At 67.9% G+C, this 20,700-nt stretch carries 16 protein-coding genes; 9 read left to right on the top strand and 7 right to left on the bottom strand.

The genetic code is table 11. The features are described 5' to 3' along the window. Positions 1-617: 617 nt before the first annotated feature. Together scpB and FJ309_03865 are read right to left on the bottom strand one after the other, a co-directional pair. Positions 618-1,730 carry an SMC-Scp complex subunit ScpB gene (scpB, locus tag FJ309_03870; protein ID MBM3953747.1) on the bottom strand — a complete coding sequence of 371 codons (1,113 nt, stop codon included), beginning with the start codon at positions 1,728-1,730 and terminating at the stop codon, positions 618-620. A gap of 656 nt (positions 1,731-2,386) precedes the next feature. Next, on the bottom strand, positions 2,387-3,484 hold the full coding sequence (locus FJ309_03865; GenBank protein ID MBM3953746.1) for a hypothetical protein: 1,098 nt from the start codon (positions 3,482-3,484) through the stop codon (positions 2,387-2,389). Between the two features lie 101 nt (positions 3,485-3,585). Here FJ309_03865 and FJ309_03860 point away from each other — a divergent pair, with 101 nt between their 5' ends. Next, the gene (locus tag FJ309_03860; GenBank protein ID MBM3953745.1) at positions 3,586-4,812 is read left to right on the top strand and encodes a teichoic acid biosynthesis protein; all 1,227 of its coding nucleotides are present in this window, start codon (positions 3,586-3,588) and stop codon (positions 4,810-4,812) included. On the opposite strand, the gene FJ309_03855 is transcribed toward FJ309_03860, so the two are convergent. Both FJ309_03855 and FJ309_03850 read right to left on the bottom strand, forming a co-directional pair. Next, positions 4,763-5,404, bottom strand: coding sequence for a non-canonical purine NTP pyrophosphatase (locus FJ309_03855; GenBank protein ID MBM3953744.1), 642 nt, complete (start codon positions 5,402-5,404; stop codon positions 4,763-4,765). The two genes, FJ309_03860 and FJ309_03855, sit on opposite strands and share 50 nt — an antisense overlap. 4 nt (positions 5,405-5,408) lie before the next feature. Next, positions 5,409-6,497 carry a hypothetical protein gene (locus tag FJ309_03850; protein MBM3953743.1) on the bottom strand — a complete coding sequence of 363 codons (1,089 nt, stop codon included), beginning with the start codon at positions 6,495-6,497 and terminating at the stop codon, positions 5,409-5,411. A gap of 178 nt (positions 6,498-6,675) precedes the next feature. Here FJ309_03850 and FJ309_03845 point away from each other — a divergent pair, with 178 nt between their 5' ends. Further along, positions 6,676-7,206, top strand: a complete 531-nt coding sequence (locus FJ309_03845) for a hypothetical protein (GenBank protein ID MBM3953742.1) — start codon at positions 6,676-6,678, stop codon at positions 7,204-7,206. 59 nt (positions 7,207-7,265) lie between these two features. Here FJ309_03845 and FJ309_03840 read toward each other — a convergent pair whose 3' ends face one another. Further along, positions 7,266-7,892, bottom strand: a complete 627-nt coding sequence (locus FJ309_03840) for a helix-turn-helix transcriptional regulator (protein MBM3953741.1) — start codon at positions 7,890-7,892, stop codon at positions 7,266-7,268. Positions 7,893-8,248: 356 nt separating this feature from the next. On the opposite strand from FJ309_03840, the gene FJ309_03835 reads away from it, so the two are divergent. Both FJ309_03835 and FJ309_03830 read left to right on the top strand, forming a co-directional pair. Further along, positions 8,249-9,223 carry a hypothetical protein gene (locus FJ309_03835; protein ID MBM3953740.1) on the top strand — a complete coding sequence of 325 codons (975 nt, stop codon included), beginning with the start codon at positions 8,249-8,251 and terminating at the stop codon, positions 9,221-9,223. A gap of 55 nt (positions 9,224-9,278) precedes the next feature. After that, positions 9,279-9,818 carry an NUDIX hydrolase gene (locus tag FJ309_03830; GenBank protein ID MBM3953739.1) on the top strand — a complete coding sequence of 180 codons (540 nt, stop codon included), beginning with the start codon at positions 9,279-9,281 and terminating at the stop codon, positions 9,816-9,818. On the opposite strand, the gene FJ309_03825 is transcribed toward FJ309_03830, so the two are convergent. After that, entirely contained in the window at positions 9,815-10,972 is a 1,158-nt protein-coding gene (locus FJ309_03825) for a flippase-like domain-containing protein (GenBank protein MBM3953738.1), read from the bottom strand. The two genes, FJ309_03830 and FJ309_03825, sit on opposite strands and share 4 nt — an antisense overlap. Before the next feature lie 358 nt (positions 10,973-11,330). Between FJ309_03825 and FJ309_03820 the strand changes: the two genes are divergently transcribed. From FJ309_03820 to FJ309_03800, 5 genes are all read left to right on the top strand, one after another. Continuing rightward, on the top strand, positions 11,331-12,650 hold the full coding sequence (locus FJ309_03820; GenBank protein ID MBM3953737.1) for an exosortase/archaeosortase family protein: 1,320 nt from the start codon (positions 11,331-11,333) through the stop codon (positions 12,648-12,650). A 205-nt stretch (positions 12,651-12,855) separates the two neighbouring features. Further along, positions 12,856-15,087 carry a polysaccharide biosynthesis tyrosine autokinase gene (locus FJ309_03815; GenBank protein MBM3953736.1) on the top strand — a complete coding sequence of 744 codons (2,232 nt, stop codon included), beginning with the start codon at positions 12,856-12,858 and terminating at the stop codon, positions 15,085-15,087. Between the two features lie 57 nt (positions 15,088-15,144). Further along, entirely contained in the window at positions 15,145-15,927 is a 783-nt protein-coding gene (locus FJ309_03810; GenBank protein MBM3953735.1) for an exosortase-associated EpsI family protein, read from the top strand. A 159-nt stretch (positions 15,928-16,086) separates the two neighbouring features. Then, positions 16,087-17,136: a GDP-mannose 4,6-dehydratase gene (gene gmd / locus FJ309_03805; protein ID MBM3953734.1), complete on the top strand. Its 1,050-nt coding sequence runs from the start codon at positions 16,087-16,089 to the stop codon at positions 17,134-17,136. A gap of 64 nt (positions 17,137-17,200) precedes the next feature. After that, positions 17,201-18,148 (top strand): GDP-L-fucose synthase, encoded by a 948-nt coding sequence (locus FJ309_03800; protein MBM3953733.1) that lies wholly within the window; start codon positions 17,201-17,203, stop codon positions 18,146-18,148. A gap of 25 nt (positions 18,149-18,173) precedes the next feature. Here FJ309_03800 and FJ309_03795 read toward each other — a convergent pair whose 3' ends face one another. After that, positions 18,174-20,570: an AAA family ATPase gene (locus FJ309_03795; GenBank protein MBM3953732.1), complete on the bottom strand. Its 2,397-nt coding sequence runs from the start codon at positions 20,568-20,570 to the stop codon at positions 18,174-18,176. Positions 20,571-20,700 lie beyond the last annotated feature (130 nt).

The raw sequence follows: 20,700 nt of genomic DNA, 5'->3' as shown, positions 1-20,700 counted from the left end.
GTCCGCACTGGCGTCGCGTTGACTACGAAGGCTCTCGACACTCGTCACGGCATTGACCTCCGGCGGTTCCCCCCAACGGTCGGCGCGCCGCGGGCGGGGTGGGCAACGATCTCTCGACGAAACCAGCGGTGGACGACGATCGGTCAGTCTGTCGACCAATTCTCTACACGATCATTCACCTTCCGTCCAAAAACCGTTCGCGCTTCGACGGTCTGCAGCGCGCGGCCCGAGCTTGGGGAAGGTCGGAAGAGTTTGTCGCCCGCCGGGATCGAGTGCAAGCGGTCGGGGCAGCGGTTCGTTTCCCGCCGCCGGCGGGGACGGGAGCAGCCTCCGGCCGCTGCGGGCCCGGTGGTCGCAGGGCGGAATCCACCGCCGTTTTCCCCGATGCGACCGCCGCAGTGGACCGGCAAACGGCCCTGGCGGACCGTGGCCACAGTGATCGGCCGCCGGATGCGGCCGACGTCGATCCGGCAAACCCTCGGCGTTTCCCGCGGTCGCCAAAGTGGACAAAGGCCAGGAAGGGCTTTGTCCATTGACGGCAAGAGGCACGGCCGCCGAGTCCCGGCGGAACGACCCGCGAGCTTCTCCGGAGGCCGCCGTTTCCAGGCCGCTCGGGCTCAGGGGACCGGAGGCAGTTCGTCGAGGGTGCCCAGGCCGAAGCACTGGAGGAAGCGGCGGGTGGTGAGGTACACGTGCGGGCGACCGAGGTCGTCGGTCCGCCCTCCGACCGCCACGAGGTCCCTGTCGAGCAACTGCCGGAGCATCTCTTCGCTCCCCACCCCGCGGATCGCCTCGATTTCGGCTCTCGTCACCGGCTGACGGTAGGCGATGATCGCCAGGGTCTCCAATGCGGCGGTCGACACGCGCGTTTCCGGGGGGGTGGCGAGGAGGCGGCGGACCCACGGGCCGAGCGGCGACCGGGTGAGGAGCTGAAATCCTCCTCCGATCCGCTCGACGCGGAACGCCACTCCCTCGGCGTCGTGGAGGTGCTGCAGTTCGCGAAGGAGGACCCTGGCCCGGGAGGCGTCGGGGAGGCCGGCGAGCTTGGCGAGGCGGCGTAGCGTCAGCGGCTCCCGGGCGACGAACAACGCCGCCTCGAGGCGGGCGACGTCGGGTGTCCGCGGATGCATGCCGAGAGCGGGGCTGCCCGCCGCGTGCGGAGCCGGTGAGGTGCTGCCCTCACCGTCTGCGGAGCGACGCCTTGCCGTGAGCCAGCGGCGCCGTGGCTCGACGAGATGCGGCGGCTGCAGTCGCGGCCGCTGAGGGGCGACGATCGGCGGGCGCCGGCGGTCGAGTCCGCAGGGCGGTCGCAGCCTCATGGTGGGTCCCGTGGGCAGGGCGCCGAAACGGTGCAACGGCACTGTGGCCCTGCCGCACGACGGGCCGTTGTTCAGCGGCGGACGGTTCCGCCGCGCGCCGCCGGCGCGGTTGGGGGTGCCGTGGCGAGCGATCGCCGCTGCCATGACTTCACCTCGGTGAGGAGTTGCCCCAGCGCCACTTCCGGGTTTTCGTCGGCCGCCTGGAAGACGCGCTGCAACTGGCCGCTGGGATCGGCGGGGAGCCGGCAGGAACAACGATGCCGCGGGCAGGCGGCGTCGGCGGGTGTGAAGTCGAATCCGACCGCACCGAGCTCGGCGAGGTGCCTCTCGGCCGCCGCCCGGGTCGCCGGGAACCCGGTGGGGAGGTCCGGAGCGACCGGTGGCCGGGTATCCGAACGATGCGGTGCCCATGAGCCGCGGGTCGATGCCACCAGCGCGTCGGCGACCACCTGCGGCGAAGCCGGTGGCCGTGGAGCCGGGGCCTCGGTGGTGAGGGCGACGGCGGACTCCGGAGCGGGGGACGAGGTGAACGACACCGCTGCCACCGCCGCCGGTGTCGCGGTGCCCCGCGGGTCGGTGACGCTGGCCGCCACCGGCGTGTCGAGAGGGGCGGGGGGCAAGGGCACCGGCGCTACCGCGGCGAGGCTCTCGCTGTGTCGCTCGGCTTCCATGGTGGGTTCGGTAGCGACGGGCGTGGGCACACCGCTCCCCACGTCGGTGTCGTCATCGAGGAGCGCGAGGATCCCCTCCCGTACCGGCTGCCACAACCGCGCCGATGCGGCGCGCCTGACGGCGCTCGGCACGAGGTGGGAGAAGGTCGCGACCAGCGGGACCACCACCAGCGCGGTGATCAGGACGGAGCTGCGCCATTTCATCACGTCGTCACCGCCGAGGTGGAGGACCTACGTCTTCGCCGCCAGCGGCGGCGCGACCGGGGGCGAGACCGTAGCACGCCGGCGGGTTCGGGCCAATCGCATCTCACCGACATCGACACGCCCAGCGGCGAGCGGCGATCGTGCCAGCCCATCGTCCGCCGCGCCTTCTCATGGAGCCGCGGCCGGAAGGCGTCAGGGCCGGACCGGCTCCGTCGTTGCCCCGGGTTCGACGACGTCGGCAGCCTCGAGCACGACCACCTCGGCCCCCGGCCGTCCGCCGGCAAAATGGGGTATACCGGGGGAATACACGACCCGTGCTTTCGACCGCAGTCCCTGGACGAGATTCCGAAACGCAGTCACGCTCACCTGGCGGAGCACGAGGCCGCGGACCGTCTCGAAAGACAGCTTTCCCGGCTCGATCTCCGTGACCGTCGCGACATGGATACCGAACGGCGTCGTGAACGGTTTCGAGACGTCCCCCTTCGCCAACGCGAACGCTGCGGCGGAGAACTCGTCGGTCATCGGATCGAGCCGGCCGATGAAGCCGATGTCGCCACCGCGATGACGGCTCGGCCCCGACGAGTACTTTCGCGCGGCGTCGGCGAACGTCGCGTCGCCACGGAGGATCTCCCGGCGAATCGACTCCGCCCGTGAGAGCGTGTCGGCCACGGCGCCCGTTCCCAACGTTATCTCCGGCCGCAGCACCACGTGGCTGACCCGGACCCGTGACCCGTCGAACTCGCGCCGTCGGGCGTTGTACTCGGCGCGCAGGGCTCCTTCGGCCAACTGTGGCTCGAGCAGCTTCTCGATGGTCAGATCGAGGTTCACCCGATGGCGGAGGTCGTCGCCGTCGTCTCCGGTGGTGCGGAGGAAGTCCTCGAGGCTGACCTTCTTGGCCGACGCGACCAACCGTTCGATCCGGGCGTCGATGTCCTGGGGAGTGACGATGATCGCCTCCCGTCGTGCGGCTGCCGCGAGCAGACGCTCGTTGACCAGGCTGTCGACCGCCCTGGCCTCGACGAGCAAACGCTGCTCCGGGGGGGTGCTCGGGGTGAGCGACCTTGCCCCGGGCACACGCCTGACGGCGGCGCTCAGTTGCGTGGCGGAGACGGGCTCGTCGTCGATCGTCAACACGACCGCGGGGGCCGGTTCGACGCCCTGTCCGAGGCCGGGTGCCGCCAACGACCAGATGATCGCCAACCACGCCGCGGACAGTGCCGCGGCAGCGGTCGCTCGACGACCGACGGCCGACATCGACCGGTGGCATGACCACGAGGGTGTTGGCATCATGCCGTCCGTAGTCGGGCAAACGGGGCTGTTTTCGCGGTAGTCTACGGCAACCGACACCGTCACTCCAGACACGCCGCTTCTCCGCGGCCGACCGCCCCCGGATGGCGGTGGCTCCCGCGCGCGGGAACAGGGCCATCGCGACGGTTTTTTCCGCAGCGTACACAATGACGGACCACGGTCGCGCGGGGGCGAAAACCCCGGCGACGCGTTTTTCCGGGACGACTGGCGTGGCGCGGATCGCGATCAGCCTGTGCGGCGAGGGGCGGGGGCACGCCACGCGGGTGGCGACGCTCGTCGAGCGCCTGCCGTCGGGCCACACGATTCGGATCTACACCTCCGCCGATGCCCACGACATGCTCGCCAGGCGGTTCCCGGGAGACGGGCCCGTCTCCGTCAGCGAGATCCCCGGGATCGTCTTCCAGTACACGGACGGGCGTCTTGACATCGCCCGGTCGATCACCGTCGGACTGGACTACCAGGCCCGGATCCTCGGTCCACTCGTCGAACGATTGGCGACGGAACTGCAGTCGTTCGGCGCCGATCTGGCGGTGACCGATTTCGAGCCGGCCCTGCCGCGGGCCTGTGCGCGGCTGGGCATCCCGCTGGTCAGCGTGGACCACCAGCACTTCCTCCTCGCCTACTCCCTCGGGATCCTTCCCTGGGGCCTGCAGTGGCACGCCTGGTTCATGAGCCATGCGGTCTGGATGTACTCGACCGACGCCGACGACACCGTGGTCTCGGCGTTTTTTCGTCCAGCGCTCAAGCCGGGGTGGGAGCACGTCGTCCAGGTCGGGCCTCTCCTCCGCCCGGCACTGCTCGCCGTCGCGCCCGAGGATCGCGGCCATGTGGTGAGCTATCTCCGCCGCACCACGCCGGACTCGGTGCTCGACGCCCTCGACGAAGCCGGTCTCCCGATCCGCGTCTACGGGCTCGGCGCCCGTCCGTCGTGGGGGCACCTCACGTTCCACGAGATCGACGAGCGCCGGTTCATCGACGACCTGGCGGGATGCCGGGCCCTGATTTCGGCGGCCGGCAACCAACTGATCGGCGAGGCGCTCCACTTCGGCAAGCCGATGTTCCTCCTGCCGGAGCGCGCCCACGCCGAGCAGCTGATCAACAGCCATTTTCTCGCCGACATGGCCGCCGGCTCGTTCTGCCCCCTCGAGGCGGTCTCCCCGGAGGTGGTCCGCGGATTCGTCGCCGGACTGGAGCCGTTCGAGGCCGCGGCGCAGGGGTATCGGGGGCGGATGGATGGCACCCCGACGGTCATCGACGTGATCACCGCCCGGTTGGCGGCAGGCAGGACGCCGCGGGGCGCAGGTGCCTGAGCAGGTCGCCGCTGATCGCGCGGATCGCACGCGCCCGGTGACTGATCAGGTCCTTGACCGTTCCCGGCAGCGTGCCGAACGTCCGGTGGTACTCAGGGACGACGAACAGCGGGTCGTAGCCGAACCCTCCGGTGCCGCCCGGTGCTGCCGTGATCACGCCGTGGCACTCGCCGTGGGAGGTCGCCACGATCGCTCCGTCCGGGCTCGCCAACGCTGCGTAGCATGCATAGTGCGCGGTGCGGTCCGTGGCGTCGGCGAGGCGCTCGAGCAGAAGCCGATTGTTGGCAGCGTCGTCGCGTGGCTCGCCGGCGAATCGCGCGGACCGGATCCCGGGGGCGCCGCCGAGGGCGGCGACGCACAGACCGCTGTCCTCGGCGAGGACCCATGCCCGGCAGGCACGGGCCTGGGCGGCGGCCTTGAGGGCGGCGTTGGCGGCGAACGTCGTGCCGGTTTCATCGACGTCGACCGCGCCGGGCACGTCGGCCAGGGCCCGGCAGACGATCCTCAGAGGCTCGATGATCCGGCGCAGCTCCCGCAGCTTCCCGCTGCTGGTCGTGCCGAGCACGAGGACGGGGCCGGTCGGAGCCGTCATCGGATCAGAGCTTGGCGCGGGCCGGCCGGCGCGGCACGCCGATCGGTTTCGGGGCGACGTCGAGGAGGATCCCGTCGATCGTCCGCGGCATCACGGCTCCGGCGGCCAGCCGCGCTGGGTCGGGGCCGAGTTCGCGGACGATCCTCGCCGCCTCGGGATGGAGGGCCGTGCCGCCGTTGGGTTGCCGGATCCGCACCTCGTCGAACGATCCCACGCAGACGATGCTCGATTCGCGGTCGTGAAACTCCCAGGCGGGCCAGCCGGCACGGCGCAGCGTCTCGGTGAGCCGATGGGCCTGCTCGGCCGCCTCGACCAGCCGGCTGGCGCCGGGGGTTTCCTCGGCGGTGGATTGGTCGAAGCTTCCGGCACCGGTGAAGGTCGCCACCCGGATGCTGTACGCCCCCGGGCAGTCGAGAAGGCTGTGGGTGACGTCGGCGTTCATGTCGAGGACGAAGCGGTCGATCTGCTGGCGGGCGAAAAAGTCCTCCGGCAGCAGCGGATTGGGGATCACGAACGCCAGATGCAGTGGCCCCTTGCCGGTGCCCCGGTCGAGGCCGACCATCCGCCGGAACTCGGAATAGGACCGGCTCCGCCCTCCTTCGCCCGAGAGGGCCTCGGGATGGAGTTGTTTGACTCGGGCCAGGACCTTCTGGCCGCGGGGATCGTCGAACGACGCGAAGTCGCCGACGAGCACGGCGACCTCGACGACCTGCGCGCTGTTGGCATAGCGCATCTTCTTCGGCGAACCGTCGGGATTGAGGCCGAGACCCTGCGGCGATCCCGTGTAGTCGAACGATTTCTCGTGGGTGTAGGCCTTGAGGCCATGTTTCTGCCGCAGCTCCTGGACCAGACGCCGGGCGTCGTCGCGGGCACCCTCGCCGCGGAACGTCGTCGCGAGGACGAGCCAGGGACCGTCCTGCTCCGCCAACGGGAACATCGCCTTGGGGTCGACTTGGCTCGGCGTGAACCACGAGGTGGGCAGCCAGCCGGACTGGCCAGACTGGGCGAGTGCCGCCGTCGGGAGGCCGGCGAACGCCACGGCCGCGAGGATCGCGGTCACGCGGCTGCGAAGCGTGCAGGGGTCGGTGACCACGCTGACGACTCCTTCGAGGGACGCGGGGCGGGGAACGGGAGGATCGGCGGGGACGGTAGCGAACCGTCGGCCGCCTCGCCAGACCGGTTGAGCGGCCCGGTCGACGCGGCAGAATGGGGGGGACGGTGCCGGAGCGGTCGCCGTCGGGCCCCCATGCTTTTCCGGGAACTCCGCGGCGATGTTTTCGCGCAACAGGCTTCAGATCACCGTACTGGCGACGCTCTGGTTGGCCGCCACTGTCGGCCCTCCGCTGGGCCTGTGGTGGGCCCGGGACGGATGGCTCGAGGCCCTCGCCCGCCCCGATGCCCAAGCGGATTGGGACGAGTTCCGCCGCGGGATGGCGAAACAGACGGGCCGCGAAGGCCCCGTCCAACGGAAGGTGCCGCGGAGCGTCGAGCCACCATCACGGGTGTGGCTCCGCGACTATTTCGGGTTGGCAGTCGGAGCCTGGGTGACGTTCGCCGGGGTCTTGGGGGCGCTGGTGGCCCTGCTGTTCGTCGGAGCGACGCGGCAGACGTCAGGCTCGCGGCACGGCCAGGACGACCGCGGACGGCAGCGTCACCCGGGATCACTTTCCGAGGACGAGTTTCGCCGTCATGGCGACGGCGACGAACAGCACCAGCACGATGAGCAGGACGCCGAGCAGCGAAAACACCGGAACGGACCTCGCGGGGGAGCGACGGATCGGCAGACGACCGACGGATCGTAGGCCGCCGGCACGGCGCGAATCAAGCGCGGTGTGCGACGGCGACGTGCCCGCCGCCCCGCTCACGAGCCGCCGCTGCGGAGTGAGTCCTCCGACACGACCTGGCAGGCGGTTCGACCCAACTCCGCCAGGGTCCGTCGCTGTCCCACGGAATGCCAGGGAGTGACGTCGGCCAGTTCCGGCATGATCTCCAGGATCTGCGTGATGAGCATGTCGGCCAACTTGCCCAGCGCGCCACTGCCGGACTGTTCGCGGATCGCAGCCGCCGTCTTCATCAGCTTCACCATTCGGGAACGGGCCAGGACGGGACCGGAGAGTTGCCCCTCCCCCTCGACGAGCAGTTCGGCGATCGGCACATCGAGGACCTGCTGCCAGAGCATCAGGTCGGAGATCCGCAGATCGCAGTCGGACTGTTCCTGGCGGCGGACGACGGCCAATTCCAGCCCCAAGCGGCGGGCGACGTTGCGCTGCGAGACGCCTTGTTGTTCGCGCACCTCGGCGATCCGGTGCAGCCCGGACTGCGGACGTGGCACGCGCCGCGCGACCCGTGGACGCAGCGACGGCCGCTCGCCGAGCGGCGGGAGGTCGTGGCCGGATTCCTCACCGTGATCCGCGGCGAACGGGTTGGGATAGCAGCCATCCTCGTCGAAGCCGTCGTGGCACTGACCCTCGAAGCGCACCGTTGCCATCGGCCACCATCACTTTCCGGACTCGGAACGTCATCACTCCGGGATGCCGCGGGCGCACGGTGCGACCGCGTCTACACCGACGGAGTCACGGCGGAAACCTTCCGCACGCGGGTGCCGCTCGACGCCGTGATCCGGGCCGACGGAGGGTGACGCGACAGCGTTCCCTGCCGATCGACCACGGCCCTCACGCGACGGGGATCCGGAATTCCGATCCCGCGTCGTGCGAACGAGAGGCTGTACGCAGGATCCCGGCCGAGCGTTCGCCAGGGTCGGTCGAAGGCGGCGTTTTTTTCGCGCGGCCGACAGTGGTACCCTCCGCGGACGATCCCCGTCAGGCCGCCGCACCCGCTGGTTCCATGGACGACGCCACGCCCACTCCCGTCCCGCCGGGGTATTCCGAGCTCCGCCGTGGCGTGGCACGGTTCGCGATTCCCGGCTGCGCCGTGATCCACGTCGCCGGCCCCGATGCGATGCGGTTCGTCGACGCGTTCGCGACCGCCCACGTGGCGGCGTTGGCGCACGGCGCTTCGAGCGAAGCGATGCTGCTCGACGCGCGTGGGCAGATCGTGGCGTTGGTCCACGTGCTCCGCGAAGGTGACGACGTCTGGCTGGTGGCGTGGCCGGGAGTGGAAAGCGATCTCGCCGTCCATCTCGAGCGATACCACATCCGCGAGCGGCTCACGGTGGCCGATGTCTCCGCCACCTGGGAGGTTCGGGGCCTGGCCGGGCCGCAGGCGACGGCTTGGTTGGCCGCAACCCGGTCAGCGGACGTGCGGACTGTCCCGGGCGTCGACCTCAACGCGTTGAAGACGATCTCCGCGGCCGGCGTCTGGCCCGGAGGTTGGTTGCTGCTCGTTCCCGGGGCGGCGGGAGCGGATTTCGACGCCGCGTGTGCGGCGGCTGGCCTCGTGACCGCCGCTGCGGCGGCGGTCGACGCCGTGCGGATCGAGAACGGCTACCCGCTGCCCCACGACATCCCCGAGCGGGCACTCCCCCAGGAATTGGGACGCGACAGGGAGGCGATCTCGTTCACGAAGGGGTGCTACCTCGGCCAGGAGACGGTCGCCAGGATCGACGCACTCGGCCACGTCAACCGCCGCCTGGTGAGGCTCGCCAGTGCGACCGTCCTCCCGACCGGCGGTGCCGGGGTGGTCGCCTTCGACGACGACGGGACGCGCGACCCGGTCGGTGGCGTGACGAGCGCCGCCTGGTCGGCCGACGGTGGCTCGGGAATCGCGCTGGCGATGGTGACGACGAAGGGACTGGCGGCACGGGAGCGGCTGGCGGTCGGCGCCGAGCGGGTCACGCCCGTGAGCGGCCAATTCCCTTGATACCGTCAGGCCCGCGGTGTCCCCGAGCGATCCCCCGTTTCCGGAGCGCACGACGATGGCTTCCCGACCTGCCGAGGTTCTCTTCGAAGGCCGGCGCTTCCGCGTCGTTCGTGTCGTGCAGCACTGCGCCGACGGAACGCTCCACGAGCGCCAGGTCGTCGACCATCCGGGGAGCGTCGTCGTGATCCCCGTGACACCGTCCGGGAACGTGTGCCTCGTCGAGGTGGCGCGCGTCGCTGTCGGGGCCACGCTCCTCGAATTGCCCGCCGGAACGCTCGATCGGCCCGAGCCCCCGTCCGCGGCCGCGGCCCGCGAGCTCGTCGAGGAGACCGGCTACCGCGCCGGGACGATCAGGGCGCTGGGGGCGTTTTGGATGTCGCCAGGCATCCTCCGCGAACGGATGCACCTTTTCGTGGCGGAGGGTCTCGTCGCCGGTCCGCAGGAGCTCGAGCCCGGCGAGGAGATCCGGGCCCGCGAGGTAAGCATCGACGAGGCGGTGGCGATGTGCCTCGACGGGCGGATCGAGGATGCCAAGTCGATCGCCGGTTTGCTCATCTTCGACCGCCACCGCCGGTCGGGCCCGCCGGTCGGCTAGCGATCGCTCCCCGGGCCGACCGCGGCATGGCCGGGTCGTGCCGGCCCGCCCGAGTGCCGGATGCTCACCCCGGGGGGGGCGGCGGTCGACTGCAGTCCTTGGGGGAGCGAGATCGTCGCCGGTCGGCGTTCAGCGAGAAACGACGCGCCTCCGAGGAGACCGCAAACGATCGTCGTCAGAAACCACAATACACCGATCGCGACCGCCTGCTCCGGCGCGACGCCGTGGGGTTTGAGCAGGAGCGCAAGACCACCTTCGCGGACGCCGACGCCACTGATGCTGATCGGCAGGACCATTGCCACGGCGACCAGGGGCACCGATCCGAACCATACTGCCAGCGGCAGATCGACCCCGGCCGACCGACCCACGAGGGAGACGGCGAACGCGCCCCCCATCTGCACCACCATGCTCCAGGCAAGGGCCCGCACAATCAGGCTGGGGCGCATCTGGTAGGGGAGGAGATAGATGAGGAACCGCTTCACGCGGTGGTTCTCAGGAAGGCGGGCGATCACCCGATCGATCATCCGTACGCCGAGGAACGCGCCGGTCATCGCCAGCAGCAAGAGGGCCGTTCCGACCGCGATCGTCGCGGTGACCGGCAGCGTGTAGTGCTGCGAGACGAGCGCCGTGAAAGCCAGAACCAGAAGCGCCGTGAGACCGGTGATCCGGTCGGCGAGGATCGTGCAGCCCGCCAGCAGTCGGCCGTCGACAGTGTCCGACAGGCGGAATGCTTTGACGACGTCGCCGCCGATCGAACCGGGCAGGCAGAGGCTGAAAAACGCCCCCTCGAAAAACCGGCGGATGAATGTCGCGGTCGAGAGTCGGAAGCCGATCGGCCGCGCCAGCGAACCCCAGCGAACCGCCGCGACCACCTGGACGAGAACGCCGGCCGTCAACCCCGCCAACCACCAGCGCCAGTCGGCCGTCCGGAGATCGGATGCCAGCGTGTTCCACTCGACATTTCGCAGGGCAAAGGCAAGCAGGAGCAGCGTTCCTGCCACCCGTCCGACCGTGCCGGCGACCGACGCCCACGCGCGTGGACGTCGGTTCGCAGCCGAGGGCCGATCCTGGAAGGAGTTGTCTGGCAGGGCGTCATCGGCCGAGGATGCCGCGTCGCGACCGGAATGGTCCGCACCACTGTCCCACGAACTCATGTCGTTTTCGTGACTCCAACCGTCAGGATCGACAGGGGTGGTGGGTAGGCCCGAGGCCGCGTTCGTAGCGGAGCGTACCAAAACCCCGGGCAAAAGCGGTACGGATCGGCGGTGCGTTCAGCCGCCGGCAGTGTCGCTCCAGCCGATGGCAGCCGCCGGGCGGACTCACCGAAACCGTTTCCCCCCCTTCCGTGACCGTGTAGACTTCGATCTCGCCAGCGAGCGTGAGGGAAGCGCTTGTCTGGCACAGGGGCCGAGGGCCGCGATCAAGTCGCCGACAGACCCGTCGGCATCCCCGGTCCTGCCCCCCTGATGACTGCCAGGCAGGCGAGAGGGGTCTTCACGCTCGGGTTGCTCAATGTTGCCGCTGACGCCGAAAGCCAAGGATCGAACGGTCAATGCCTTTGGTCAGGGCATAGAACGCACCTCGATCGAATCACCGACTTCCGCCGGTGGGCTGGCCGTGATGCCCCGGGAAGGATCGGCCGGCGGCGTGGTCGGCCGACCTGAGGCCGAGGATGAAGGGCTGCTCGAAGGCTGGGTGCGTCGGCTCCGCAATCTGCGCCGCGATCTTGGCGAACCGGCCCAGCGCGGTCCGCTGGTGACCATGCTGGTCTTCGTCGGCCTGATGATCTACGCCTACTGGCCCGGCTTGCTCAACGCCCATGCCAGTTGGAGCAACGCCCAGTACTCGCACGGCTGGCTCGTGCCGCTGTTCTCCGCCGGCATGTTGCTGTGGTGGCGCGATCGGCTCGAGCCGGTGACCGATTCGGCGCGGTTGGCGGGCTTGGCCCTGCTCGCGTTGGCGTTCGGCATTCGGCTCGGCGCTGCCTCCTTCCGCATCGTCACGATCGACATGTACACCTTCGTGCCGGCCGTCGCGGGGGCGTTCCTGCTGTCGTGCGGTTGGAGCGGTTTGCGGTGGGGCTGGGCGCCGATCGCGTTCCTGATCTTCATGTTTCCGTTGCCCGACGAAGCAACGCGTTACCTTCTCGGGCCGTTGCAGGGCTTGGCGACGACGGTGAGCACGTTCGCACTGCAGACGTTCGGATTGGAGGCGTTCCAGGAAGGTAACCAGATCGTCATCGGTGAGATGCACCTTGGCGTCGTCGATGCCTGCAGTGGCTTGCGAATGCTCACGATCTTCATCGCGTTGTCGGTGGCATTGGTCATGCTCGGCGACCGGCCGGCATGGGAGAACGGGATTATCATCGCCAGTGCGATCCCGATCGCATTGATCGTCAACTCCATCCGCATCACCGTCACCGGGATGCTGTACCAGATCGCGACGTCAGAAATCGCCGAGATGGTTTTTCACGACCTCGCCGGCTGGTTCATGATGCCGATGGCCTTGGCGATGCTGTACGGAGAGCAGTATCTGCTCGCGAAACTGATGGTCGTGGAGGACGAGGCCGAAATGATTGCGATCGGCTTGCAGACGTCGGCGGCCACCGCCGGTCGACGTGTGTCGTCGGATGGGCTGCTTCCGGTTTCGCAGCCAACGGCACGGCTTGCAGTCGAGACGGAGACCAAGCCGTTTGCCCCCTACGGCACGACGGCGGAGCGTCTCCGTCGAGGTGGTGGTGGCTCGCCGGAAGTCGCCCCCAAGACATCGAAAAAACATGATTCCAACGATGTCGTCCGTGGGCGGCGAGACGGCTTGCTGCCCGGAATCTGACGGTATACTCAGGTCAGGTTCGGTCGAGGGATTCCGCGGAAAAGATCGGCCGCAACCATCCGACTTTCCGCTGCTGTCGCTGCGTTTGCCGTGATCGTGTCCCGCTTTGTGAACCGGCGTGGGTGATGCCGGGGAGCGGTTGGTCGAGCCGTCTGCTCGAATCGTTTCGAGGGGCAGCGGGTTTCATCGAGAGGAGTGGACGGGCATGACCGCGTCCGAAGCCGACGGCGGGTTCGCAGCGACTCCGGCTGGGGCTGTCCCGTCTCCGTCGGTCGGGGGTTTGACGATCAGGGGCGACACGCCTCTCGTGCCGTTTCCCGACTACCAAACGGTCGCGGTCCCCCCGAGTGCCGAAGGTCCGCCGGGGTTCGACGCCCGGCGGTTGCTGCATGCGGTCCGGCGACGTTGGTTGCCGGCTCTCTTGATCGGCTCGTTGCTGGCGCCGCTGGTGGCGGTGCCGACATGGTTCCTGCTGCCGAAGGGCTATGAAGCGGTCGTCTGGCTGCAGATGCGCTCGGAGCAGGGCATGCTGGGCCCGGTCGCGGGTGTCCAGGATCAGTACCGCAAGACCCAGATGCAGTTGCTCAAGAGCCCGTTCGTTTTGAACTCCGCACTGCGGCGTCCCGGTGTTGCCGATCTGCCCACGATCAAGGAGCAGGACGATCCGTCAGACTGGCTGGCCAAGAACATCCTCATGTCGGCACCTCAGGAGTCGGAGGTCGTGACCCTCCGCTTGCGAGGGCCGATCGCTGAGGACACGGCGAAGATCCTCAACGCGGTCACGGAGAGCTACCTCGACGACATCGTCAACAAAGATCGCGCCGACCGGTTGGCGAAGCGGGATCAATTGGAGAAGAAATTCAAGGAGAGTCAGTCGGAGTTGCGCAGCCGCAAGGAGAAGTTCTACGAGATCGCCAGGACGACCAATTCCCTTTCGAGTTCTGAAGTCACGACCAACCGTGCCCTCTTGATGGATCAGTTGGCGGGTATTCGGGCCGATGTCGAGAATGCCGAGAATGACCTATCGCGGATCGACACTGAGTTGGCAATTGCCGACGGGCTCGACTCCGAGAACGATTCCGCGGAAGACAGGGGCGACGACGCGGTCGAGGCCGTCATCGATCGCGATCCCGCCGTGGCAGAGGTCAAGGAGCGGATCCGGTCGCTCGGGCAGGCGCTCTCGGAGCAAATGGCGAGAAGTGCCCGTGGTTTGAGCGAGCCATCGGTCCGGCGGCTCCGGGATCAGTACCAATCGGCGGTACGGCAGCTCAACGAAGTGCGAGCCGAGTTGCGGCCCCAGGTCGCGAGGCAGTTGCGGAGCAACGTCGGAAATCCGGGTCAGGCCGCCGTCAGCCCCGCCGTGCTCAGGGTCCGACGTGCGGTGATCGAGAAGATTCTCGAGGAGAGCCGGAACGAGTACCAGAAGCTCTCCGAGGAACTGCTGCTGATCGGCCGCGCCAACTCCGATCTGGAACTGCGGCGGGGTGAGATCGACCAGTTGGAGCAGGTGACCGGTCTCTTGGGCAAGCAACTCGAGGCGTCGAGCGTCGACATCAACATGCCCTCCCGTGTCCGCCTCCTCGAGCCGGCGTCGGTGCCGCAGTCGTCGAGCGACGTCTCCCGTGCAGTCCTCGCCGGACTGTCGGGCGTGCTCGCATTCGCCACCGGAGTCGGTCTCACGATCGGCACGGAGCTGCTTCGCGATCGACTGAGCTACCCCGAAGAGATCCCGAATCGCGTCGGTGTGCGGCTGCTGGGCACGCTGCCGCGTTTGCGTCGGCGCGGATCGAAGCGTGCACCGACCGATGTCGGCCGCTTCATGGAGTCGATCGACACGATCCGTACCCTGACGATGCAGGCGGGGCGGGATGCGGCCAAGATGATCCTGGTCACGAGCTCCGGTGAACACGAGGGGAAGACCACGCTTGCCGCCCAGTTGGCGGCGAGCATCGCCCGGTCGGGCAAGCGGACGTTGCTCATCGATGGCGACCTTCGGCATCCCTCGGTCCACTCGATCGTCCAGATCGATCTCGGGACCGGCCTCTCCGAGGTCCTGCGGGGCGAGTGCGGCAACGACGAGGTGATTCAGCCTACCGAGATCGACGGACTGTTCACCGTGACGGCAGGCGGGTGTGACACGGAATCGATCCTCGCCTTGTCCAGACCGCAACTGAAAACGATCCTTGGTAAGTACCGCGATGCCTTCGACCACGTGGTCATCGACTCAGGGCCGTGTATCGAATTGGCCGACGCGCTGCTTCTCGGTCAGCAGGCCGATGTCGCTGTCGTGTCGGTGATGCGCGACGTGACGAGCGTTCCGAATCTGACCGCTTCGATCAGTCGGCTCCGGTCGGTGGGGATCACGGTGCTCGGCTGCGTCATGCACGGCGTCGCCCTCGGGAAAAGTAGGCGGAACTACACCCAGGCTCTGCGTTGATACCGACCGCGGTTCGAAGGCTGATACCTCGACCACCCGCCTACCGGAGACCGGGAGATGTTCAACGAACGGGCAAGAGCCGTGATCCCGTTGGTCATCGCCGCCGCATTCGTGGCCGTCGTCACCGCGGTCCAGGGTGTTTGGACCGAGCGCTGGTCGGATCGCGATATCGCCGGTGAGTTGAAGGTCAGCGCGATGATCCTCGAGGAGGCCTTTCCCGCCGAGATTGGGCCTTGGAAGTATGTCGACGACGTCGAGTCGAGTCAGGAGCAGCTGGAGCGCGCCGGTGCCGTCGGACATGTTTCGCGGCTCTATCAAAACAACGACACCGGCGCGAAAGTCGCGGCCTTCGTGATTTGTGCAACGCCCCACGATGCCTCGGGGCACACCCCTGATCGCTGCTACCCCGCCGCGGGGTTCGAGATCGCGGAGACGGAGCACCGCGAGACGATCACCCTCGAAGACGGCCGGCGTGCGGAGGCGTTCGTGGGCACGTTTCGGAAGACCGGCCAGACCATCCGGGTGTATTGGACCTATGGAGTGCGTGGCGAATGGCTTGCTCCGCAGATCGCGCGGATCGAACTTGCCGGCACGGCAGCGGTGTACAAGCTGTATGCGATCATCGATCAGACCGCGGTCAGTGCGCCGCAGTCGAGCGGAATCTGCCGGGAGTTTCTGTCGGTGATGCTGCCTGCATTCGACCGTGCGGTCGCGGAGCGTCTTGACACGAAGCCCGCTGATTCAACCGCCGAGTCGACGGCAACCGGATCTGTGGTTCGCTCCGCGGATGCCGGCATTCCGCATGGGAGCGGCGCGACAGCGGCTGGCGGCGGGGGGTGACTGGGTTCGCCCATCGTCGGTCCAGCCCGGTGGTCGAGGCCCGTTGGGCTCGATCGTGGTGCGTCGGCGAAAATCGGGTGAATGTGTCGGTCTGCGCGGAGTGATGACGGATCGATCAAGAGGGCTTCGGCCACTGTGCGGCGGGAGAAAGAGGACAACGTGCGACGAACTCAGCGGGCGATCGTCACGGGGATCACGGGCCAGGATGGGTCGTATCTGGCCGAATTGCTGCTTGCGAAGGGATACGAGGTTCATGGGCTCGTCCGGCGTTCCAGCACGTTCGGTACCCAGCGGATCGAGCACCTCTATCGCGACGTCCACGACACCGATCGACCGTTGCAACTGCACTACGGCGACATGTCCGACGGTAACGCGCTGTCGCGCCTGATCCGTGAGATCCGGCCGACCGAGGTTTACAACCTCGCTGCCCAGAGCCACGTTCGCGTCAGTTTCGATCAGCCGACATACACGGCTGACGTGACGGCAGTGGGGACGTTGCGCCTTCTCGAGGCGATTCGCGACTACCAGGACGCCATGGGCGAGCAGGTGCGGTTCTACCAGGCGTCCAGTTCGGAGATGTACGGGAAGGTCGTCGAAGTGCCGCAGACCGAGGCGACCCCCTTTTATCCGAGGAGTCCTTACGGCGTTGCCAAGGTCTACGCTCATTGGATCACCGTCAACTACCGCGAAAGCTACGGGCTGCACGCTTCGTGCGGCATCCTCTTCAACCATGAAAGTCCGCGGCGTGGTGAGACGTTTGTGACGCGGAAGATCACCCGGGCTGCGACGCGGATCAAGCTTGGCCTCCAGCAGAAGCTTTACCTCGGGAATCTTGACGCCCGCCGCGACTGGGGATTCGCCGGCGACTACGTCGAGGCGATGTGGCTGATGCTGCAACAGGACACCCCCGATGATTACGTCGTCGCCACTGACGAGACGCACTCGGTGCAGGAGTTTTGTGAGAAGGCCTTCGCGGCTGTCGGGCTGGATTACCGGGATCATGTCGAAGTCGATCCCCGGTATTACCGCCCTGCCGAGGTGGATCTTCTCCTCGGCTCCGCGAAGAAGGCGCGGGAGCGCCTCGGGTGGCAGCCGCGTGTTTCGTTCGACGAGTTGGTGGCGATGATGGTCAAGGGCGACATGGAGATCGCGCACAAGGAAGGCGTGTTGGCGGCCAACTGCGCGGATCCCGGCCTCCATTTCCGATGATCTGTGTCGGACGACGAGCGTCGTACTGGTGGGGGCGGAGCGGGGAGTGCTGAGTGTGTCGCGGATCGATCTGGCCGAGAAACGTGTCGTCGTCACCGGTGGTGCCGGTTTTCTCGGGCGGGCCGTATGCCGCGTCCTGCGACAGCGAGGTGTCAGCGATACCCGGCTGTTCGTGCCGCGCCGTCGGGAGTTCAACCTGACGCTCGAGAGCGACGTCGAGCGGCTGTATGCGACGGCACGCCCCCAGGTGGTGATCCATCTGGCTGCCGAGGTCGGTGGAATCGGCGCGAACATGGCCGAGCCAGGGCGGTTTTTCTTCGCCAACATGTCAATGGGCATGCATCTGGTCGAGCATGCCCGCCGTCATGACGTCGAGCAATTCGTCCATACCGGAACCGTCTGTGCCTATCCGAAGTACTGCCCGATCCCATTTCGCGAGGAGACGATTTGGGACGGGTATCCGGAGGAGACGAACGCTCCTTACGGGATCGCGAAGAAAGCAATCTTCGTCATGCTCGACGGCTACCGTAGGCAGTACGGGATGCGTGGGACCGTGGTTGTCCCGGTGAATCTGTACGGACCGTGGGACAACTTCGATCCCTCGACCAGCCACGTCATTCCGGCCCTGATCCGTAAATGCGAGGAGGCGCGAGTCGCCGGCGCCGATGAGATCGTCTGCTGGGGCACCGGCGATGCGACCCGTGAGTTTCTCTTCGTAGATGATGCTGCCGAGGCGATCGTCACAGCGGCAGAGATCATCGAAGAACCGATTCCCATCAATCTCGGGGGTGGCACGGAGATCTCGATCCGGGATCTGGTGACGAAAGTCGCTGCCGTGTGCGGGTATACGGGGCGAATCGTTTGGGATGCCACGAAGCCGAACGGTCAACCGCGGCGTGCGCTCGACATCTCCCGGGCAGAGGAGCTCCTTGGCTGGCGGCCGAAACAGGATTTCGATCGGGGCCTCGCCGCCACCGTGCGCTGGTGGCGGGAACATGGTTCGGCCGAGTGATGACCGGGGCGCCGCGGACTCGGGGTCAAGGCGGCGTGTCCGGGGTGTCCGTCCGGCAGCTGTCGACGGGCACGATGCTGCCGTGGCCGATGATGAACGCACGCGGCGAGGACTGACCGTCGAACATGACGGTCGCCACGGCCCGTGGGCCAGCCCCGCTGATCGTGCAGACCCGGCCGACACCATGTTCAGGATGGTGAACCTGCTGGCCGATCGTCAGAGGTGCGGGTGGGGGGGTCGGCAGGGCGAGACCCCCACGCCGTACCGATGAACCGTTTCCCGCCCGGGGCGCGCCCCCGAGCGGAGCCGTGTCTTCGGTGGCATCTTCAGGCTGGAACGTCAGCCCGTCGTCACGCCGCAGGGGCGGCGCTTCGCGCCCCGACCATGTCGTCTGGTCCATCGCGCCGTGGTGGGCGTCATCATCGTCGGCCGAGCGGTGTACGCCGAACCCGGGGAGCAGCGTGCCATCGGCCGCCATGACGCTCGTCTCGGTGCCGACCATTTCCGCCAGGAACATGCTGGGAACGACCAATCGTCGGCCACCGCGGTAGTCGCGGACGCGGACGCAACTGGCGTGTACCTCCTCCTTCGCCCGGGTGATTCCGACGAATGCCAAGCGGCGCTCCTCTTCGAGGCTGTCGTCCCGATCGATGCTCCGCTCATGGGGCAGGATCCCGTCCTCGAGCGCTACCATGTAGACGACCGGGAACTCGAGACCCTTCGCGGCATGGAACGTCATCAGGGAGACGCGCTCGCCACTGGAATCCCAGGCATCGGTGTCGGACACGAGGACGGTCGAGTCGAGAAACGCCGACAGCGGATCATCGTCGGGATTCCCGGGGCGCGCCCATTCGGCGTCGAACTGTCGTGCGGCCGTGACGAGCTCCTCGACGTTCGCGAGGCGATCTTCATCTTCGCCGACATCATCCTGCCCAAGCCACTCTTGTAGACCGGACTGTTGCAGGAGTCGCTCGAGCAGATCGGCGACACCCGGTGCCGGGGCGGAGAGGGCGTCGTGGATCCCGACGAACGCCGCTGCGGCGGCCACGGCGCGTCGGGACGACAGGCCGATGCGATCGGCCTCGCGCAGCGCTTCGAGTAGCGTCAGGCGTCGCTCCGCGGCCCACGTGTGGATCCGATCGAGGGTCACCTTGCCGAGCCCCCGTGGCGGCGCCTGCAGCGCCCGGAGCACCGCCTCCTCGTCACGGGGATTGCGCAGCATCCGCAGCCACGCGAGGACATCGCGGATCTCGCGCCGCTTGAAGAACTCGACACCGCGCACGAGTTGATACGGAACCCCGAGACGTCGGAGCGAGATCTCGAACATCCGCGACAGGGCGCTGGTCCGGAAAAGGATGACGAAGTTCCCCGGGGATCGTCGGCCGTTGGCGACACTGTCGGCAATCTCGTGGGCGATCCGCTCCGCTTCCAGCCGGCCATCGTCGTCGATCACGATCCGCACCGGGGCGCCGGGGCCGGCGGCGGTGGCCAACCGCTTCGGCTTGCGTTTGGTGTTGTTGTGGATGAGGCGATCGGCCGTGGCGAGGATATTGGCCGTGCTCCGGTAGTTCGCCTCGAGGGCGACGATCTTCGCCGCCGGGTAGTCGCGCTCGAATTCGAGGATGTTGCGGATACTGGCTCCGCGCCACCCGTAGATCGCCTGGTCGGGGTCCCCCGTGACCGCGAGATTGGGGTAGTCGATCGAAAGCGCCCGGACGATTGCGTACTGCACCGCGTTGGTGTCCTGGTACTCGTCGACGAGGATCCAGCGATGCCGGGCATCGAGGCGGGCGCGGAGCTCAGGATGGTCGCCGAGGATGGTCGCGAGGTGGAGCAGCAGGTCGTCGAAATCGACGGCGTCGGACTCGAGCAACAGGCGTTGGTAGATCGGCCAGAGACGGCGCGCCGTTTCCTCCGCAGGGCGGCCCCAGCGGGGTGAGAAGGTCTCCGGGGTGAGAAGGTCGTTCTTCGCGCGGCTGATGATGCCGGCCAGGCGATCGATCGGCGTGTGGGTGAGGGTCAGGCCGCTCGCCCGTGCCGCCTTTTTGAGAACCGCCGCCGCATCGTCGGGATCGAAGATCGAGAAATCGGCCGACAGGCCGACGAGGCGGGCGTGACGGCGCAGCAACCGGGCGGCGAATCGATGGAAGGTACCCATCTCCACGGGCTGCGGACCGACGAGAGCCGTCAAGCGGCGTCGCATCTCATCGGCGGCCTTGTTTGTGAACGACAGCGCGACGATGTTCTGCGGCGGCACGCCACTGTGGATCAAGTGCGCGATTCGCGTGGTGACGACACGGGTTTTTCCGCTCCCCGGGCCGGCGAGCACCAGCAACGGTCCGGCGACGTGCGTGACCGCCTGCCGCTGGGACTCGTTGAGCCCCGTGAGGAGTCGATCCAACGGGGCGGGCAGCGGGTTCATGTCCGGAGGCTGGGCGTCTGGGGAAACTGGGGCGCTTCGGAGAGCGCAGAGAGGCGGGGCGTTTGCGTCGTTTCGTGTGGCGACGGGCGTAGGCGGCGGGAACCGCGATCACTTAGTATACGGGCCGGGG

It is taken from the genome of Planctomycetota bacterium (genome assembly GCA_016872555.1).
Classification (GTDB): domain Bacteria; phylum Planctomycetota; class Planctomycetia; order Pirellulales; family UBA1268; genus F1-20-MAGs016.
This window is presented reverse-complemented; position numbering and strand designations above follow the sequence as displayed.

What these genes read in the sequence shown, in the direction of transcription:
- scpB (MBM3953747.1), bottom strand. Translation starts at nt 1,730, where the DNA reads ATGGGCACCGCATCGTTCGGATACCCGGCCACCGGTCGCTCCGGACCT.
- FJ309_03865 (MBM3953746.1), bottom strand. Translation starts at nt 3,484, where the DNA reads ATGATGCCAACACCCTCGTGGTCATGCCACCGGTCGATGTCGGCCGTC.
- FJ309_03860 (MBM3953745.1), top strand. Translation starts at nt 3,586, where the DNA reads ATGGCGGTGGCTCCCGCGCGCGGGAACAGGGCCATCGCGACGGTTTTT.
- FJ309_03855 (MBM3953744.1), bottom strand. Translation starts at nt 5,404, where the DNA reads ATGACGGCTCCGACCGGCCCCGTCCTCGTGCTCGGCACGACCAGCAGC.
- FJ309_03845 (MBM3953742.1), top strand. Translation starts at nt 6,676, where the DNA reads ATGTTTTCGCGCAACAGGCTTCAGATCACCGTACTGGCGACGCTCTGG.
- FJ309_03840 (MBM3953741.1), bottom strand. Translation starts at nt 7,892, where the DNA reads ATGGCAACGGTGCGCTTCGAGGGTCAGTGCCACGACGGCTTCGACGAG.
- FJ309_03835 (MBM3953740.1), top strand. Translation starts at nt 8,249, where the DNA reads ATGGACGACGCCACGCCCACTCCCGTCCCGCCGGGGTATTCCGAGCTC.
- FJ309_03830 (MBM3953739.1), top strand. Translation starts at nt 9,279, where the DNA reads ATGGCTTCCCGACCTGCCGAGGTTCTCTTCGAAGGCCGGCGCTTCCGC.
- FJ309_03825 (MBM3953738.1), bottom strand. Translation starts at nt 10,972, where the DNA reads ATGAGTTCGTGGGACAGTGGTGCGGACCATTCCGGTCGCGACGCGGCA.
- FJ309_03820 (MBM3953737.1), top strand. Translation starts at nt 11,331, where the DNA reads ATGTTGCCGCTGACGCCGAAAGCCAAGGATCGAACGGTCAATGCCTTT.
- FJ309_03815 (MBM3953736.1), top strand. Translation starts at nt 12,856, where the DNA reads ATGACCGCGTCCGAAGCCGACGGCGGGTTCGCAGCGACTCCGGCTGGG.
- FJ309_03810 (MBM3953735.1), top strand. Translation starts at nt 15,145, where the DNA reads ATGTTCAACGAACGGGCAAGAGCCGTGATCCCGTTGGTCATCGCCGCC.
- FJ309_03795 (MBM3953732.1), bottom strand. Translation starts at nt 20,570, where the DNA reads ATGAACCCGCTGCCCGCCCCGTTGGATCGACTCCTCACGGGGCTCAAC.